The organism is Pseudanabaena minima str. Chao 2107 (genome assembly GCF_051131155.1).
GTDB classification, from domain to species: domain Bacteria; phylum Cyanobacteriota; class Cyanobacteriia; order Pseudanabaenales; family Pseudanabaenaceae; genus Pseudanabaena; species Pseudanabaena minima.
In genome coordinates this window covers 4,104,444-4,122,178 of record NZ_CP159508.1, presented here as the reverse complement: position 1 = coordinate 4,122,178, position 17,735 = coordinate 4,104,444, and the positions used below count along the sequence as shown (strand labels likewise).

At 43.2% G+C, this 17,735-nt stretch carries 12 protein-coding genes and 1 tRNA gene; 6 read left to right on the top strand and 7 right to left on the bottom strand.

Translation table 11 applies throughout. From position 1 onward, the window contains the following. Positions 1 to 1,611 carry a type I restriction-modification system subunit M gene (locus tag ABM313_RS18735; RefSeq protein ID WP_434684658.1) on the bottom strand — a complete coding sequence of 537 codons (1,611 nt, stop codon included), beginning with the start codon at positions 1,609 to 1,611 and terminating at the stop codon, positions 1 to 3. 386 nt (positions 1,612 to 1,997) lie between these two features. On the opposite strand from ABM313_RS18735, the gene acsF reads away from it, so the two are divergent. Then, entirely contained in the window at positions 1,998 to 3,077 is a 1,080-nt protein-coding gene (acsF, locus tag ABM313_RS18730) for a magnesium-protoporphyrin IX monomethyl ester (oxidative) cyclase (RefSeq protein WP_434684657.1), read from the top strand. A gap of 274 nt (positions 3,078 to 3,351) precedes the next feature. Here acsF and ABM313_RS18725 read toward each other — a convergent pair. Beyond that, positions 3,352 to 3,423: transfer RNA gene (locus ABM313_RS18725), tRNA-Lys, on the bottom strand. A gap of 306 nt (positions 3,424 to 3,729) precedes the next feature. Between ABM313_RS18725 and ABM313_RS18720 the strand changes: the two genes are divergently transcribed. Together ABM313_RS18720 and rph are read left to right on the top strand one after the other, a co-directional pair. Further along, positions 3,730 to 5,247, top strand: a complete 1,518-nt coding sequence (locus ABM313_RS18720; protein WP_434684656.1) for a protein kinase domain-containing protein — start codon at positions 3,730 to 3,732, stop codon at positions 5,245 to 5,247. Positions 5,248 to 5,656: 409 nt separating this feature from the next. Continuing rightward, a complete protein-coding gene (gene rph / locus ABM313_RS18715; protein ID WP_434684655.1) occupies positions 5,657 to 6,403 on the top strand; it encodes a ribonuclease PH in 747 nt (248 codons plus the stop codon). 27 nt (positions 6,404 to 6,430) lie between these two features. On the opposite strand, the gene ABM313_RS18710 is transcribed toward rph, so the two are convergent. Then, positions 6,431 to 6,865 (bottom strand): c-type cytochrome, encoded by a 435-nt coding sequence (locus ABM313_RS18710; protein WP_434684654.1) that lies wholly within the window; start codon positions 6,863 to 6,865, stop codon positions 6,431 to 6,433. Positions 6,866 to 7,166: 301 nt separating this feature from the next. Here ABM313_RS18710 and hemE point away from each other — a divergent pair, with 301 nt between their 5' ends. Continuing rightward, complete coding sequence (gene hemE / locus ABM313_RS18705) at positions 7,167 to 8,204, top strand: uroporphyrinogen decarboxylase (RefSeq protein WP_434684653.1); 1,038 nt, start codon at positions 7,167 to 7,169, stop codon at positions 8,202 to 8,204. 68 nt (positions 8,205 to 8,272) lie between these two features. Here the strand turns inward: hemE and ABM313_RS18700 are convergent, their stop codons facing one another. From ABM313_RS18700 to hslO, 3 genes are all read right to left on the bottom strand, one after another. Beyond that, the gene (locus tag ABM313_RS18700) at positions 8,273 to 8,605 is read right to left on the bottom strand and encodes a hypothetical protein (protein WP_434684652.1); all 333 of its coding nucleotides are present in this window, start codon (positions 8,603 to 8,605) and stop codon (positions 8,273 to 8,275) included. A 120-nt stretch (positions 8,606 to 8,725) separates the two neighbouring features. Further along, a complete protein-coding gene (locus tag ABM313_RS18695) occupies positions 8,726 to 9,601 on the bottom strand; it encodes an S-methyl-5'-thioadenosine phosphorylase (protein ID WP_434684651.1) in 876 nt (291 codons plus the stop codon). A gap of 101 nt (positions 9,602 to 9,702) precedes the next feature. After that, positions 9,703 to 10,641, bottom strand: coding sequence for an Hsp33 family molecular chaperone HslO (gene hslO / locus ABM313_RS18690; protein ID WP_434684650.1), 939 nt, complete (start codon positions 10,639 to 10,641; stop codon positions 9,703 to 9,705). Between the two features lie 528 nt (positions 10,642 to 11,169). Between hslO and ABM313_RS18685 the strand changes: the two genes are divergently transcribed. Together ABM313_RS18685 and ABM313_RS18680 are read left to right on the top strand one after the other, a co-directional pair. Next, complete coding sequence (locus ABM313_RS18685; RefSeq protein ID WP_434684649.1) at positions 11,170 to 12,699, top strand: tetratricopeptide repeat protein; 1,530 nt, start codon at positions 11,170 to 11,172, stop codon at positions 12,697 to 12,699. Positions 12,700 to 12,729: 30 nt separating this feature from the next. Continuing rightward, positions 12,730 to 16,347, top strand: a complete 3,618-nt coding sequence (locus ABM313_RS18680; protein WP_434684648.1) for a PAS domain S-box protein — start codon at positions 12,730 to 12,732, stop codon at positions 16,345 to 16,347. 215 nt (positions 16,348 to 16,562) lie between these two features. Here the strand turns inward: ABM313_RS18680 and ABM313_RS18675 are convergent, their stop codons facing one another. After that, positions 16,563 to 17,654, bottom strand: coding sequence for a cupin-like domain-containing protein (locus tag ABM313_RS18675; RefSeq protein ID WP_434684647.1), 1,092 nt, complete (start codon positions 17,652 to 17,654; stop codon positions 16,563 to 16,565). Between the last annotated feature and the right edge of the window lie 81 nt (positions 17,655 to 17,735).

Genomic DNA, 17,735 nt, shown 5'->3' with positions numbered 1-17,735 from the left:
TCATATAACACTAGTAAGCAATCCCTCCAACTCCTGCATCCCTTGCTGAATCTCAGCCTCCAACCTCGCCAAATCCGCAATGATATCTTTAGGAGCGCGATGATCGACCTCCTCATGTACCACCTCCTTATAACGATTCAAGCTCAAATCATAGCCCTGCGCCACAATATCCGCCTTCGGCACACAAAAACTCTGAGCAGTTCTAGGGCGATCGGCTTCGTTTACCGTCCCTTCGACTTCGCTCAGGGAGCTAGATTTTTGCCGATGGCTGAGCGGAGTCGAAGCCATCGGAAGGGAACGCCAACGCCTCAACACATCAGGCAAATTATTTTTAGAATGCTCCTCATCCGTCAACGGTTTAGCAGGCACAGCCCCCTGCTTATCATCTGGCAACAAAGGCGATCGCTTATCATCCAAACTCAAACCATCCGCCTTCACATCATAAAACCACACAAAATCCGTCCCCCCCGACTCCGTTTTTGTGAATAACAAGATCGCCGTCGAGACTCCTGCGTATGGCTTAAACACCCCACTAGGCAAAGAAATCACCCCATCTAACTTCTGTTCTTCTACCAAAGCCTTACGAAGTTCCTTATGAGCCTTCGATGAACCAAATAGAACCCCATCAGGCACAATTACCGCCGCCCGTCCGCCCGTCTTCAAAAGCCGCAAAAACAATGCTAGGAATAGCAATTCCGTCTTCTTAGTTTTGACAATCTCTAACAAATCCTTAGCCGTATTCTCATAGTCCAAAGAACCCGCAAACGGAGGATTAGCCAAAACCAGCGTATAAGCCCCTTCATCCCCTGCGTGTTCCTGAGCCAGTGAATCCTTATAGCGAATATCAGGATTTTCCACACCATGCAACAGCATATTCATACTGCCAATTCGTAGCATCGTGTTATCAAAGTCAAAACCATGAAACATCCGATGGTGAAAATGATCCTTGAGCTTGGCATCGCGCAAAATCTCAGGGTAATGCGATCGCAAATACTCATTCGCCATCACCAAAAAGCCACAAGTCCCACTCGCAGGGTCACAAATCACATCTCCCGCCGTCGGTGCAGTTAACTCCACCATCAACTGAATAATATGGCGCGGTGTGCGAAACTGCCCATTCTGCCCAGCACTGGCAATCTTGCCCAACATATATTCATAGAGATCGCCCTTAGTATCGCGATCGTCCATCGGCACACCATCCAAGGCATCCACCACCTTAGCCAACAGCGCAGGCGTGGGAATCGTAAACCTTGCATCCTTCATGTGGTGCGCGTAAGTCGAACCGTCACCACCTAGCGATCGTAAAAAAGGAAACACATGATCGTTAACAAGCTCATACATCTCCGCCGCCGCGACATGCTTAAACCTAGACCAGCGCATCTCATCATAAGCGCGTCCCTTATCATCCTTACCCTCTGGAAAAATCCGCCGCTCCATTGGTTTCTTGGTGCGGTTTGCCTTGTTTTCTTCTAGGGTATGTAGCTCATCAAGGCGCTTTAAAAACAGCAAATAAGTAATCTGCTCAATCACCTCAAGCGGATTAGATATCCCACCCGACCAAAACGCATCCCAAATGCGATCGATTTGACTTTTAATTTCCCCTGAGATCATAGTTTGCCTGTCTTATCCGCTTGAGTCTAAAAATTCTGGGCAATTAACAGTTTTACACCCTTTTAACAAGCTACAGCATTCCTAAATCATTTATGAGAAAAATAGGGCTTCGACTACGCTCAGCCCCAGGTACTTTAGATGGCTGAGCGTAGTCGAAAGATGGCTGAGCGTAGTCGAAGCCATCGGTACTTTAGTTAGTAAGTCCCTAACCGTTGCAAATCTCACAGCTTGCTTCAGGGATCTTGCTTAACGCTTCTTAACAAGTAAACCTTATTTCTAGATATAACTACCCATAAACTAAACACTAGTCGTAAAATAGGCAGTCAGATAGGTATTTAAACTGCAATTTATCCCCACCTTTATTCAGCATTTAAGAAACAGAGAATATGGTAGCTACCCCTTCTAAACCCGATGTAAGCCAGTCAAACCAACAAAAGGTTAACGGGACTGGCCGACGCGAAACGATCCTGACTCCACGCTTCTACACTACTGACTTTGAAGCAATGGCAAATATGGATATCTTCGATCTGAAGCCAGACTATGAAGCTATCCTCGAAGAATTTAAATTTGACTACAACCGTCGTCACTTTGTCCGTACTGCTGACTTCAACCAAGATTGGAATCATATCGATCCCAAAGTAAGAGAGCATTTCCGTGTATTCCTTGAAGGCTCTTGTACCTCTGAGTTTTCAGGATTTTTGCTATACAAGGAAATTGCTGTCAAAATCAAAGACAAGAACCCTCTGATGGCGGAAATTTTTAGCCTGATGAGCCGTGATGAAGCTCGTCACGCTGGTTTCTTGAATAAGGCGATGCCAGACTTTGATCTGCAACTTGATCTTTCGACCCTATCCAAAACCAAGAAATACGTTTACTTTGCACCGAAGTTTATCTTCTACGCTACCTATCTATCTGAGAAGATTGGCTACTGGCGCTATATCAAGATTCACCAACATTTCCTTGCTCATCCTGAATATCGAATCTACCCGATCTTCAATTTCTTTGAAAATTGGTGCCAAGATGAGAGCCGCCACGGTGATTTCTGTAGCTTGCTTCTCCGCAGTGAGCAAAATAATATCAAGGGTATTAGAGCTAATCTCTGGAGTAAGTTCTTCTTGCTATCAGTATTTGCCACCATGTATCTAAATGATATTTGTGTTCGCAATGAGTTCTACGAATCCATCGGCATGGATACCAGAAAGTATGTCGATGAAGTTCTTCGTGAAACCAATCGTGATGCTGCAAAGGCATTTCCTGTGATTCTTAATCTGGAAAATCCTAAGTTCTGGGCTTGCCTGAAGAAGTGCGAAGAGAACAATGCCAAGCTCTCGAAAATTGATGAATCCAATGCTCCTGAGTGGTTGAAGAAGATTCAGAAACTTCCTTACCTTGCCAATAACGGTTTACAGTTCCTGACCATGTATTTACAACCTTCTATTCCTGCTCCTAAGGGTGTAGTTCTCTAATCACCAAAAGAGGAAGAGCGATCGCTCTTCCTCTTTTGCGACACAGCTAGAGCAGTCGTCATTCTTGTTAGGACATAAAACCCAAATAGTGTGAGGCGGCGCGAAGCGCCGCCTCACACTATTTGGGTTTTGCTTTGTTCTGATACAGGTGGCTATAGCTATATAAACCCCATCAAGGCTTTTGAAAGCGTCACGACGCTTTCAAAAGCCTTGATGCACTACAACAAAAACTTAGAGGTACGTCGCTTAGCGACGTACCTCTAAATCTTGTTAATGGGTGACCTGGGATTCGAACCCAGGGCCAGCGGATTAAGAGTCCGATGCGCTACCACTGCGCCAGTCACCCTAAATTTGCTCGTTTGCTCAAAGAGCGATTTCTATACTAGCAAATGTTTGCACAAATACATCACAAAAGTCGAAATTAAAACAACGTCATTTCGCCATTTGCGTCGTGCGAAGCACGACGCAAATGGCGAAATGACGTTAAAACATGAGATCGCTATAAAAATAGCAGGAGGTACGAAGCACCTCCTGCTATTTTTTGGAGCATTTATAGTTGCGACATATTGCTTAATCCCCTTGTATTCGGAGATCTAAGCCTTATAATGACCTTAAATTTCCAATCACCACCTAGAAAACAAATAGATAAAATGTGCTAGACACCATACTTAGAGGACATTACAAAATTATTAGTCACCTCGGTGGTGGTGGCTTCGGTCAGACATATCTGGCTGAAGATATTGATTTGCCAACGCATCCTACCTGTGTGGTGAAGCAACTTAAGCCTTTATCCCATGAGCCTTTTGTGTTGGAAACTGCTAAGCGTCTCTTCGATCAAGAAGCCGAGATGCTTTATTCTTTAGGCTCCCACGATCGCATTCCACGTTTACTTGCCCACTTTCAGGAAGGCGAAGAATTTTATTTAGTCCAAGAATTTGCTGATGGTACGGATCTCACGCAGGAGATTGGTAATGGCAAGCGATCTCCTGAAGCGGTGGCGATCGCCTTGCTCAAAGAGGTTTTAGAAATACTGGTATATGTGCATGAGCGCAATGTTGTCCATCGTGATATCAAACCAGCCAACTTAATTCGCCGTAACAGCGATCGCAAAATTGTTTTGATCGATTTTGGTGCAGTTAAAGAAATTGGTAGTTTGGCAGTTGATCCGCAAGGTAATACAAATCTGACGATCGCGATTGGTTCCCCTGGGTATATGCCCATCGAGCAACTTAATGGCAAGCCGCGTTTTAGTAGTGACATTTATGCGGTAGGGATGATGGCAATCCAAGCAATTACTGGCGCAGAGCCACGCCTGTTTGGTGAACATCCTGAAACGGCGGAACTGGTTTGGCGCGATCGCTTACAGGGTAATTACTCCCCGCAATTTCTAGATATTCTCGACAAAATGGTGCGTTACGATTTCCGTCAACGCTATCAGACCGCTTCAGAAGTACTAAAAGCGATCGCCTCTCTGCCCAATGTTACCGAGCATGATTTGCCAACTGTCGTTAGCGCCAGCAATATGACTAACAACGCCGCAACTATCATCACGTCGTCACAGGTTGCTACGCAAGCAGCAGGTTCTCAAGGCGATTCTTCCTATAGAGACCCTCACACTGTCGCCTTCCAAGAGTCCTCGTCGCGCAAATCATTTCCTATTTGGGTTTGGGTCACTGGAGGCTTTGCTTTGCTGCTGGTAGTGATCATGGCAATCATCAGCAAAACTGCGAGAAATGCACCTGAAGTTGTTAATAATCCCGTAGTTTCCAACTTACCGAGTCCAACGGCGATCGCATCGACACCTCCAGTTACAGCATCATCGACTGCAACCCCAACGGTGATCGCATCGACACCTCCAGTTACAGCATCATCGACTGCAACCCCAAAGCCTTTATCTGTTGAGGAGTTACTTGCCCAAGCCTTGATTCTTAATCGCAATAACAAACCTCAGGAAGCTCTGGCAAAAGTAGAAGAAGCTATAAAGTTAGATCCCAATAGTGCCGATGCTTGGGGAGCAAAGGGCTTATTACTGAGAAGTATGGGGCGTGAAAATGAGGCGATCGCAGCTTTTTCTAAAGCGCTGGAACTCAGACCTGATGAGCGATTAACCCCATCCTCGAAACGCGAACTTCCTTCAAAAAAAGGTGGTAAGAAAAAAGATGATGATTAATATTGATAGAACTGATGCTATGAGATGTAGGGGCATTTTAGGAACACAAACACGTCCTTTGTCAGACTGGAAAATCTCTATATATTGATTGCTATAGCAATGTAAGTTTTGCTTAGGACATAAAACCCAAAAGATGAGTGGCGGCGCGAAGCGCCGCCACTCATCTTTTGGGTTTTGATTTTTGTCCGAGATGACTCTTATAGTCGTCGCCAGTCTTGTTAGGATACAAACCCAGAAGGCGAGTGGCAGCGCGAAGCGCTGCCACTCGCCTTCTGGGTTTTGATTTGTCCTAGTACAAATGGTGACAGCTATACATTGCTATAGCTGTCCTAAATCCTTTGTAGATTTTTGTTTTTTTGGAAGAGCGCTCCTTCGGAGCACTCTTCCAAAAAACATTTAGGATTGCTATATGATTGGAAAGACTTTACAAACAGTGATCATGAGTGATTTGCCGATTATTCAACGTCCCGATGGGAGAGCTTGGGATCAACTGCGCCCAGTGCATTTGCAGCATCCATTTACCCAAGCACCTGCGGGTTCTGTGTTGGCAAAATTTGGTAATACCCAATTGATCTGCACTGTATCCATCGAAGAAGGTGTGCCTAAGTTTCTGACTGGGAGTAATCAAGGTTGGCTAACAGCCGAATATCGGATGATGCCTGCATCTACCATTCCGCGTCAACAACGGGAATTTATGAAACTATCAGGGCGTACTCAAGAAATCCAAAGGTTAATTGGGCGTAGTCTGAGAGCTGCACTAGATATGACTGCGATTGCTAATTACACTTTTACCGTTGATATTGACGTGTTGCAAGCTGATGGTGGCACGCGCACAGGTGGAATCACAGGAGGGTTTGTGGCTCTTAAAGCAGCCTGCGATCGCTTACTCTCTGAAGGCAAAATTACGCGATCGCCAATTCGTAATGCTGTGGCGGCTGTGTCTGTGGGTTTATTGGAGGGTGTCCCAATTTTGGACTTAAATTACAAAGAAGATGTCGCTGTCAGTGTTGACCTCAATGTGGTTATGGACAGCAGTGGCAAGCTGATCGAGGTGCAAGGCACTGGCGAATCAGATACATTCTCGCGATCGCAGCTTAATCAAATGCTCGATGTCGCCGAAAAAGGGATTGGCGAATTGCTGCAAATCCAATTATAAAAAGAGCGGCGCATCGCGCCGCTCTTTTTATAATTGCTTGAGATAGCTCAACAAATCTGCCATATCTTGAGGGCTTGGTTGAAACTGGGGCATGGGTGGAGTTTCACCACTGACGACTTGTTGGATTAGACGAGCATCGGACTTGCGATCGGATACACCATGCAAGCTGGGTCCAACTTTGCCATTAGCCCATTGACCATGACAAGCCACACAATTCATCACAAAAATTGACCTTCCCTGTACAGGATCACCTGAAAGGTTTAAAACCGACTGTGTATATTGATCGAGCGGTGGACTGAATATCCAAAAAAATAGAGCGATCGCCATGATCGCCAAAGTAATTGCGATCGCCAGCAAGCTTTGTAGAGGCGACTTTACCTCAGGCGAACGCAAGGATTGATCTGATGTCGTATCTGCCGACGGGTCAGCATCCTTTACCAAATTTGCTCCTTCATTAATCACAGTTTTTAAACCTAGCCATTATTTAGCCAAAACTTTTACTTAATAAGTACTTAGCAAAGTATTCATAGCTTAAGTATTAATAACATATCTTAAAGAAAGTATAAGTAATCAAATCGCAATGAGAAATTAAATAAAGCCTAAGTTTAGTCATGAACCGATGGCTCTCCCTATGATTTGGCAGGATAGGACTAAAACCTTGCTCTTTACGCCCCACTTTAGTTTATTGGTGTCTGGTACTCCACGTTCTATAATTCAAAAGCACAATCATAAAAAAGTTTAAAAATACAGGAAAGAGTTGATTATGGGAGGAAATGATCGCTTGCTAAGGGCAGCAAGAGGTGAAGTACTGGATCGTCCACCAGTATGGATGATGCGTCAAGCAGGAAGATACATGAAGGTGTATCGTGATTTGCGTGATAAATATCCAACATTTAGAGAGCGATCGGAAATCCCTGAACTCGCCGCCGAAATTTCTTTGCAACCATTTCGCGCTTTTCAACCTGATGGCGTGATTATGTTCTCCGATATCCTCACTCCCCTCACAGGTATCGGCATTAACTTTGACATCATCGAAAGCAGAGGACCAATTATTGAGTCCCCAATTCGTACCCAAGCTCAGGTTGATGCTCTCACAGAGTTTGACCCTGATACTGCTGTTCCCTTCATTCGGAAGATTTTAAGCGCGATCAAAGAAGAAGTTAAAGATCAAGCAACAATTCTTGGATTTGTGGGCGCACCTTGGACATTAGCTGCCTATTCTGTTGAAGGTAAAGGCTCTAAGGATTATTCTACGATTAAGGCAATGGCTTACAAAGAGCCAGCAATTATTCATAGCTTTTTGACCAAGATTGCCGAAATGATCGGCACTTATGTAATTCACCAGATCGAGTGTGGCGCTCAAGTTGTACAAATGTTTGATTCTTGGGCTGGACATCTTTGCCCAACGGATTATAAAACCTTTGCGCTGCCCTACCAAAAGATGGTGGTAGATAAGGTCAAGGCAAAATATCCCAACACGCCCATGATTCTTTATATTAGTGGTAGTGCGGGTGTACTAGACCTAATGCCTAAGTCTGGTGTGGATATCGTCAGTGTTGATTGGACTGTGGATCTTGTCGATGCCCGCGATCGCCTTGGTCATGATATTCCTGTCCAAGGTAACCTCGATCCCTGTGTTCTCTTTGCTGAGCAGAGCTACATTCGCGAACGTATTTTAGAAGTTGTTGCTAAAGCTGGTAACAAGGGTCACATCATGAATCTCGGTCATGGCATTTTATCCACCACGCCCGAAGATAACGCCAGATTTTTCTTTGAGACAGTTAAAGGGCTTGGCTCTTAAGAAACTTGCGGCAAAAGCTATAAAAAAAGCCTCGCTTAGCGAGGCTTTTTTTATAGCTTTTGCTAACCCTAAAACTCATCCTTGAATACGTGTTGCAAAATCCTACGATTTTCAACTTGCAAGCCTTTAACTTCAGCTTGCATCTCTCTAACATCTGCTTGCATCTCTCTAACATCTGCCTGCATCTGCCTAATGTCAGCTTGTGTACTTGCCATTGTTTCACCTAACTGCATCATGAATCTTGTCAGATTGGAGATCGCTTCAGTATTAGCTTGTTGTTGAGTAGCCACTTGATCAACAGTACGATCAATGCGTTCATATTGCCTTGCAAGGGTAAACATGATCTCTTTGACTGTATCTAAATCGTTGGCTACACTATCAAGTGTTAAAGGCTGTGTCATTTTGATACTTCTCCCTATACCAATTGCAAAAATGGCAACGCCATTTTTGCAATCTCAAAATTTTACTGGGCTTGTTTTGAAGTGCATTAGTATTACTAGGTAAATTACTAGGTAATCAAATTAGAGATACTTCTGCAAAATTACTTTTAAGCGATCGCGACTGGCATCAGACACCTTACTCAAATCCGTCAAGATTGAAGTCTTCAGAGCATGATGAGCTTCAGATTTAGGAGGATTTGCCGCAATCTTTGCCACGGCATTTTGAATTACGGCTTGAGCATTTAGGGCATTTTTTTGTAAATTTTGGACGATCATTTCCACCGTTACACTCTCATGATCGTCATGCCAGCAATCATAATCGGTAACCAAGGCGATCGTGGCATAGGCAATTTCAGCTTCACGGGCAAGCTTTGCTTCAGTAAGGTTGGTCATGCCAATTACCTTAGCGCCCCAACTGCGATAGAGCAAAGATTCAGCTTTAGTCGAAAAGGCTGGTCCCTCCATACAAAGATAAATTCCACCTTTATGGACTTTGTTGCGTCCTAAGTCGATCGCTTCCGCCGCAGAGGAGACAACAGATAACAGTGATTTGCAAATTGGTTCGCCAAAAGCAACGTGGGCGACAATCCCTTCCCCAAAAAATGTGGAAGTGCGGCTAGTGGTGCGATCAATAAATTGATCGGGTAGCACGATATCAAGGGGACGAGCATATTCCTGCAACGAGCCAACGGCTGAGGCGGAGATGATGTATTCTACGCCAAGACTTTTGAGTGCATAGATATTGGCGCGATAGGGGACTTCGGTGGGTAGTAAATGGTGCGATCGCCCATGTCTGGCAAGAAATACTACTGGTGTCCCTGATAATTTGCCATAGATAAATGCATCTGATGTTTTTCCAAAGGGAGTATCGATGTTAATTTCTTGAATATCAGTCAGGGCGGACATTTTGTAGAGTCCACTGCCACCAATAATGCCAATTTGTGCGTTAACTGTCATAGTTTTTAGGAATTATGCAAATTTATCGAGAAGCGTCTAGAAGTGAAGTTACCATAAAGCCTAACTAACAAGAAGTCTCGCTACGCGAGACTTCTTGTTAGTTAGGCTTTTGCTACCTGTAAATCTGCAAGTAAATTATTTAACTGCTCAGTACTAGCGTGATAGACCTCACCGCAGAAATGACAAGTTGCCTCGGCTCCTTTGTCATCACTAATCATCGATCGCAAATCTTCTTCGCCAAACATCTTCATCGCCGCTAACATGCGATCGAGTGAGCAAGGGCAATGAAATTTGACATCTTTAGTCATCGGCAAAATATCTAGATGCATATCAGCAAAGATTTCCGTCATCACATCTTCGATCGCTTTGCCTTGAAGCAGCAAGTTTCTGAAATTTTGCGAATCACTTTTTGCTTCTAGTTGGATCAATAAATCTTCCTGAGAGAGGTTTGCGGTCTTTGCTGCCCGCAGGGTCGCCATGGGCATGATTTGTAACAAAATCCCTGCTGCTACCTTAACGGGAGCCTCGCTATGATTATCCTGATCAATTATTTCGGTCAGCATGAGCTTGGAATAAGTTTGCTCCGAAGAGGCTAAGTACCAAGCAACATCATTGGCGATATCACCTGCAATTAACTCCACGGTGCTGCTATAGGGTTCGCCATAGCCAACATCACGCATAACTTTGAAAAAACCTATTTGCCCAACGCCTTGAATGACATTTTGTTGACCATCGGCAAGGGGCGGCAATGTAAATTGAGGATTGGTAACAAAACCGCGTACTGTTCCATCAAATCCAGCATCAGCGTAGACTAAACCTAGTCCGCCATCTCCAGCTACTCTGACATTTACTCTGGCTTGAGGTTGTTTCATATTTGAGGCAAGTAGTAAGCTTGCCGCCATGGCTCGACCGAGTGAGGCTGTAGCAACCGCTGATAAATGATGACGACGACGAGCCTCAGTAAGGGATTGGGTAATATTCACGCCAATGACACGGACTCGGCCGTCGGCGGTGAGGGCGCGAATTAAGCGATCGTTCATGAACTTTTTCTAAGTTTGGATTATTCAATAGAGCAACGCAGGTAGAACCTGAGCTAGATCTCTATGTTATAGCAGTCCCAAAACTAAAGGAGAATTGCGGCGCAAAGCGCCGCAATTCTCCTTTAGTTTTTATGTCTTATACCAATTTACGAAAATGTAGCAACACTTTTGTAAATTAAAACTCAAGCCTAGTAAGGGTTTTATAGCTGTTGCCAGTCATGTTAGGACAAAATCAAAACCCCAAAGATAGTTGCGGCGCAAAGCGCCGCAACTATCTTTGCACATCTATCAAGAAAGACACAAAAAACACAAGTAGACATCCTGTGTTTTGGTATTACAGCGCTTTGCGATCAAACCTGAACCAAGATATTTTTTGAAAATGTTGCTTTGCATCATTTTCAAAAAATATCTTGGTTTGTTAATAGCCCTATCGCCAAGCATGTCAACACTCTTATGAGGTTTTGCTTAGCGCCGCCTCTAATCTTTTTTGATATGATTAGTCTGAGTATTCGGTCAAATTGGAGAACCATGCAATACACTGGAAACGCTTGGGATAAGGACGCTCTAAAAAATCCAGAGACAGAATATCAGACTCTATTGAGTTTACTCAGAAACAAGCAAGATTTTGGAATGCTGTTTGTGCGTTGCTCGCCTGCCGAGGGGGAGCAGATAATTAGAAGGATACGGGTAGATGCAGAGAGTCAAACAATTCGAGTGTTAAGGCTCGATCGCCCGATCGCTGATTTTTATGAGATGTTTGCTAATGAGCCAGATTTACATGAAGCAAATCTATTGTTTATCACAGGTATCGAAGAGTTCTTAGAAAATAAAGTTGATGATTTAGAGGATCATGCATTGGGTGAAAAACTAACCCATCTTCCTCGTCCCCTTGCCCATCTGCTCCTATTACAATCTAAGCTCAAAGAGAATTTTCCGATTTGCTTTGTATTTTTACTGCCTTTATTTGCACTTAAATTTTTTATTGATAGCTATCCCGAATTTTTTGATGATGCTGTTGAGGTGTTTGAGTTTCCTACTGACATGGAGTTGATGCGACAGGAGACTTTTCGCTGGGTCAGTGACGATCGCTATGAAGCCTACGCTCAAATTAGTGAGGAAGAACGCGATCGCAAATATGAGGATCTGCAAAAGCTGATTGCGGCTCAGCCCCTAATTTCTGAACGTCGGATTGAGCTATTACTAGAGCAAGGTGGGTTATTAGTTGCGGGTAATCGTTGTCAAGAGGCGATCGCCAATTGCGATCTTGCTTTGCAGATTCGTTCTAATAATCATTTGGCTTGGTATAACCGTGCAGTTGCCTTAGATCTATCTAGTCACCATGAAGAGGCTGTAAACAATTACCGTCAGGCGATCGCCTATAAAGAAGATTTTTATGCAGCTTGGCACAACCTTGGCACTTCTTTGAGTATGTTAGGTCGCTACGAAGAAGCGATTGATAGTTATAATCTAGCGCTTAAACACAAACCTGATTATTACTATTCCTATGGGGGGAAAGGGTTAGTTTGCAGTGTGCTCGGAAAATATGAAGAAGCGATCTCTCATTGCGAAAAGGCGCTAGCCCTTAGACCCGACTATGTTCAGGGGTGGTTTAGTCGCGCCTATGCTTTGGAAAGTATCGGCAAATATGGAGAGGCTGTGGCTAGTTATGATCGCGCTCTAGAGTATAAGCCGCGCGATCATCAAATCTGGTATAGCCGCGCCAAAGCTCTTGAGCAATGGGGCAATTACACAGAAGCGATCGCCAGTTACGATAAAGCTCTAGAAATTCGTCCCGATGATTATTATGCATGGAACAATCGTGGTCTGGTACTGAGTAAACTTGAACTTTACGAAGAGGCGATCGCTAGTCATGACCGTGCCCTAGAGATCAATCCTGACGACCATTTTGCTTGGTATAACCGAGGCAATGCTCTCAGTGGTCTAGGAATGCTCGAAGAGGCGATCGCTGCCTATGATCAAGCAATCCAAATATCACCACAAGAACCACAGGTTTGGCAAAATCGTAAAATCGCATTGAGAAGACTTGGTTTTGATTAAAGCTCAGGAATGCAACAGCACACAAAGCCCATGACCCAACAGATCAATCCTCTATCTACTAAAGTAATTAACAATGCGTCAGCAGGATTTATTCCTACGCAAACAAATCGCTGTGAATGTAAAGGCTTGAGAATCCCTCTAAGCTTATTGATTACAGTGCCATTTTTGTTAAACACCTTTGGCATTGTTGGATTGATTGGATGGTTATCTTTTCGGAATGGGCATCAAGCGATTTTGCTTCTCGCCAATCAGTTCCACCGTAAAGCTACTGAGCAAGTTCAAGATCGCTTACATTCCTATTTAGAACTCCCCTATACGCTCAATCAACTTAATGCTAATAGCATTGAGTTAGCTCAAATTGATTCTAGTGATGAACAAAAAATCCAAAATCACTTTTGGAAACAACTACAAAGCTTTCCTCGTATCAGCAATATTTACGTTGCTACTTTTTCTGGTAAATACTTTGGCGCAAGACGAATTAAAGATGGATTTGCTCTAGAAAATTCCAGTTCGACTTTCATGACCGATAACTTTGGGCGACCTCAAACAGCCTTAATGCCCAAGAGTAGATTTAATCTAAGCGATCGCCCTTGGTATCAAACTATAGTTGAGACCAGAAAAAGTATTTGGACTGAAGTATATACAGACTCGATTGCCGAAAAACCTGCGATCACCGCGATTAAGCCGATCTTTCAAGAAAATGGCGATCTACAGGGTGTGTTAGGTGTATCGATGCTGTTGGGCGATATCAATCAGTTTTTACAGGAAACAAAAGTTAGTGAACAGGGGCAAACATTAATTATTGAGCCTTCAGGGAAATTAGTCGCAACTTCTAATTTAGATGTAGAAATCTCAACATTAGGTAATAAATCGGAGCGTATTTTAGCAACTCAAAGTCAAGATAAATTAACTCGCACAGTGGCTGAATGGTTGAAATCTCAGCCAGTAAATCATGACAATGAGATTCAACAGTCAATGATCAAGTTTGAGGGCGAGCCATACTTTATTCAAGTTGGGAAATTGCAGGATAACTCTGGTTTAGGTGGATTGAATTGGCGGATAGTTGTGGCTATGCCTGCGTCTGATTTTATGTCGCAGATTAAAGAAAATACATTATCAACAGGAATGTTATGTCTCATTGCCCTTGGATTGAACGCTGTCTTAGGAGTGATAGCTGCTCGTCGTATCAGTCGTCCCATTGCTCAACTTAGTCAAGCAAGTCAATCGATCGCTAATGGTAATCTCGATCAAAAGGTGGAAGAATCTTGTGCCATTAAAGAATTAGCAATATTGGCGAATTCCTTTAATCAGATGAGTCGCCAGATGAAAAGATCGCACACAAGACTAGAGGAATATTCACAGCTTTTAATGCAGAAAGTTGATGAACGTACCTATGCATTACAGCAGGAGATTTTAGAACATGAAATCACTGAAGCGGCTTTGAGAGAATCTGAAGAGAAATTTGCTAAAGCATTTCGTTCTAGTCCAGATGGTATGGCTTTGCTCTCCAATGAAACTTACAAACATATTGATGTCAATAATAAGTGGTCAGAAATCACAGGCTATACCCGTGAAGAAGCGATTGGTGCAGCGCCTTCTGATTTAAATCTTTGGGTTGATTTGGAAGAACGCGATCGCATGTTAGCGATTTTAGAAGTTGAAGGGAGAGTATTTAACTACGAAGCAAATTTTGTGACTAAGAGTGGGAAGAGGTTTACGGGACTAATCTCTTCGGAAACCATTGAGTTTGGCGGCAAGGTTTTTGCAATTTATGCAGTCAAGGATATTAGCGATCGCAAGATTATCGAAGAAAATATCAAACAGAGTGAAAAGAAATATCGCGATCTCGTGGAATCAGCTAATTGCATAATTCTCCGATGGGATACACAGGGTCGGATTTGCTTCTTAAATGACTATGGCCTGAAGTTTTTTGGCTATCAATTAGAAGAAATTATCGGTACTTATGTATTAGATACAGTTGTCTCAGCCAAAGATGTATCAGGTGAAGATCTGCGAAACATGATTTCTGAAATATGTTGCGCTCCTGAGAAATATCAACTCAACGAGAATGAGAATATTTGCAAAGATGGGCGGCGTGTCTGGGTAACTTGGTCGAATAAGCCGATCTATAACGATCAAGGACAGTTAATTGAAATTCTATCGGTAGGGACGGATATTACTGATCGTAAACAAGCCGAGAAAGAACTGCAATCTGCTAAAGAAGTTGCAGATACGGCAAATCGGGCTAAGAGTGAGTTTCTCGCAAACATGAGTCATGAGTTACGTACTCCCCTTAACGGTATTCTCGGTTATGCTCAAATCCTCAAGCGTAGTTACGATCCTGATAAACATAAAGCTGGTTTAGAGGTGATTCAACGTAGTGGTGAGCATTTGCTGACTTTGCTCAATGACATTCTCGATCTTTCTAAAATTGAAGCAAAGAAGCTAGAACTGAATCCTAGTGAATTTGATCTTCCGAAGTTGCTACAAAGTATTACGGATATGTTCCAACTGCAAGTAGGCGCTAAGGATGTTCAGTTAATCTACAAACCTCTAACAGCTTTACCCACTACGATGTATGGTGATGAAAAGCGATTGCGCCAAGTATTAATTAATTTATTTGGGAATGCAGTTAAATTTACTGATCACGGTAGTGTCTCGCTGACCGTCAGTACTCAACCCTGTGAATCTAGTCATAAATATAAAGTCCATTTTGCGATCGCCGATACGGGTGTGGGTATCGATCCTGATAAGTTAGACGACATATTTTTGCCATTTCAGCAAGTAGGCGATCGCGCTCGGCGATACTCTGGTACTGGTTTAGGCTTACCGATTTGTCAGAAACTTGTGGAGATGATGGGAGGACAACTGCATGTGGAGAGTAGCTTAAATGAGGGTAGTACTTTCTGGTTTGAAATTGAGTTAACCGAAGTTCCGAATCATGTTCCCCATGTAATGATCGATAGTCGCACAATTACGGGCTACTTAGGAGAGCGGTGCAAAATTTTGATTGTCGATGATAAGACTGAAAATCGCATGGTATTACGTGATTTGCTTACACCCCTTGGTTTTATCGTGGCTGAGGCGATCGATGGTTATGACTGCATTACGCAAGCGCAGATATTTGAGCCAGATTTAATTTTGTTGGATATGGTGATGCCGCAACTGGATGGACATGAAACTACAAAGCAGTTGCGTCAGTTGCCAATGTTCCAGAAAACTGCGATCGTCATGGTTTCGGCGAGTGCTTTCAATCAAGATCGGAATCTAAGTATTGCGGTTGGATGCAATGATTTTATTGCGAAGCCTGTTGATCCAGATACATTATTTTATACAATGCGATCGCTTCTCAATTTGGAATGGCTATACGAAGATGCACATACTCATGCTCCTAATGTCATAGATGTTGCCAATGACAAGGCTGAGGCGATTTCGCAACCTCTGATTCCTCCCCCCAACTACACACTCGAAAAGTTATTGCAACTGGCTCGGATGGGTGATGTTCTAGCAATTCAGGATGAAGTTACGCTTTTACAGACAACTGATGCCACTTTTAGTCCCTTTGCTAATCAAGTGTTAGACTATGCCCGTGATTTTCAAATCAAACGCATTCGTGAGTTTTTAGAATTGCATACTCAAAAAGTATAGCTACTGTGGCATTGGTATAGCTATAGCCATTCTTGTAGGACATAAAACCCAAATAATGTGAGGCGGCGCGAAGCGCCGCCTCACATTATTTGGGTTTTGATTTGTCCTGATACAGGTGGCTATAGCTATATATATGTTTTGCGTACATTTGCAGCCGTGCGAAGCACGCCGCAAATAGCTAAATGAAGGCGGCACGAAGTGCCGCCTTCATTTAGCTATGAATTTGTGATAGCAGGATATGTCCATTCATATTTATTGGGAAATACAAAATTAGTGAAAGACATAGATATGCTGATATCCAGAGATTTCACGGCGTGCCACCAACCAACGGGCATGAATATCGCGTCTCCTGGATTTAAAGTCACTTCAATAATAGGAATTTTTTGAAATAATGGATACTTCTCATAGTCAGGATTTTCACAGTCAACTTCGCTAAAAACACCTCGGTAGTTGTAAATCATGTGGGTGTAATAGGGAGGAATAATCTTCCATACTTTACGACCATAGACCTGCACAAAAATTAGATTAACGGGATCGTGATGTAATGGAGTAATTGTTCCTGCAGGACCAAACCAGAAAAAAGTAGTGCCATTGATATTTGTCGGATCAAGATATTCAGGAAACATCTCGATATCTTCTAGCAAACCACGTAAATCGGTCTTTTCGATATTGCCGTTGTTTGCCACCATGTAATAGTTGTTTGTTGCCCCCCCATTGACTACGGTTCTAGCATAATCAGCCATTCGCATTTTTTTGCGATGTTGATCGACATTAATCTCATAAAGCCGATCGCTGTTGCGATCGCTTTGTACTTCTATCTCAACCTCGCCATATTTCTCATGAAGATATTCAGGATTCCATTTTGAAATGGCTGACCAGTTCTTGGCAATGCTTGGAAAAATTAGGGGAATATTTTTGCAGTAGTAGTTTTCTAAAAACTCTGTTCTAGAAATATGGTCTCTGCGCTCAATGGTATGTGAGCGAGGGGAGAGAAACGAAAGCTCTGCCAAAATATTGGCATGGGATTCTATTTTATTGAGGACTTGGACATATTTATGTCCTGCTTGAAAATAAGGATTTTGATGAAGCGAACTTACTTCTAGACGGGCTGCGCTGGGACTGATGCCATGGGTAATTAATTGCTGCACAATTGACTGATCATCCATCCCCGCAAACTTGCTATCAGCTATCCATCGTCGCCAAGCATCGGTAACAGGCTCAGAAGTAACGACGATCTGCGAGAAGTAGCGGGGATCAAAAGTCGAAAAACTTGTTTGAGATTTTGGGATTTTAGGATTTTGCAGCATAAGGGTCAATTTTTGAAGATCGTCCTATTTCTATCTTAGAGCGATCGCATTAGGAGGGGGCGCAAAGCACCCCCTTCTAAT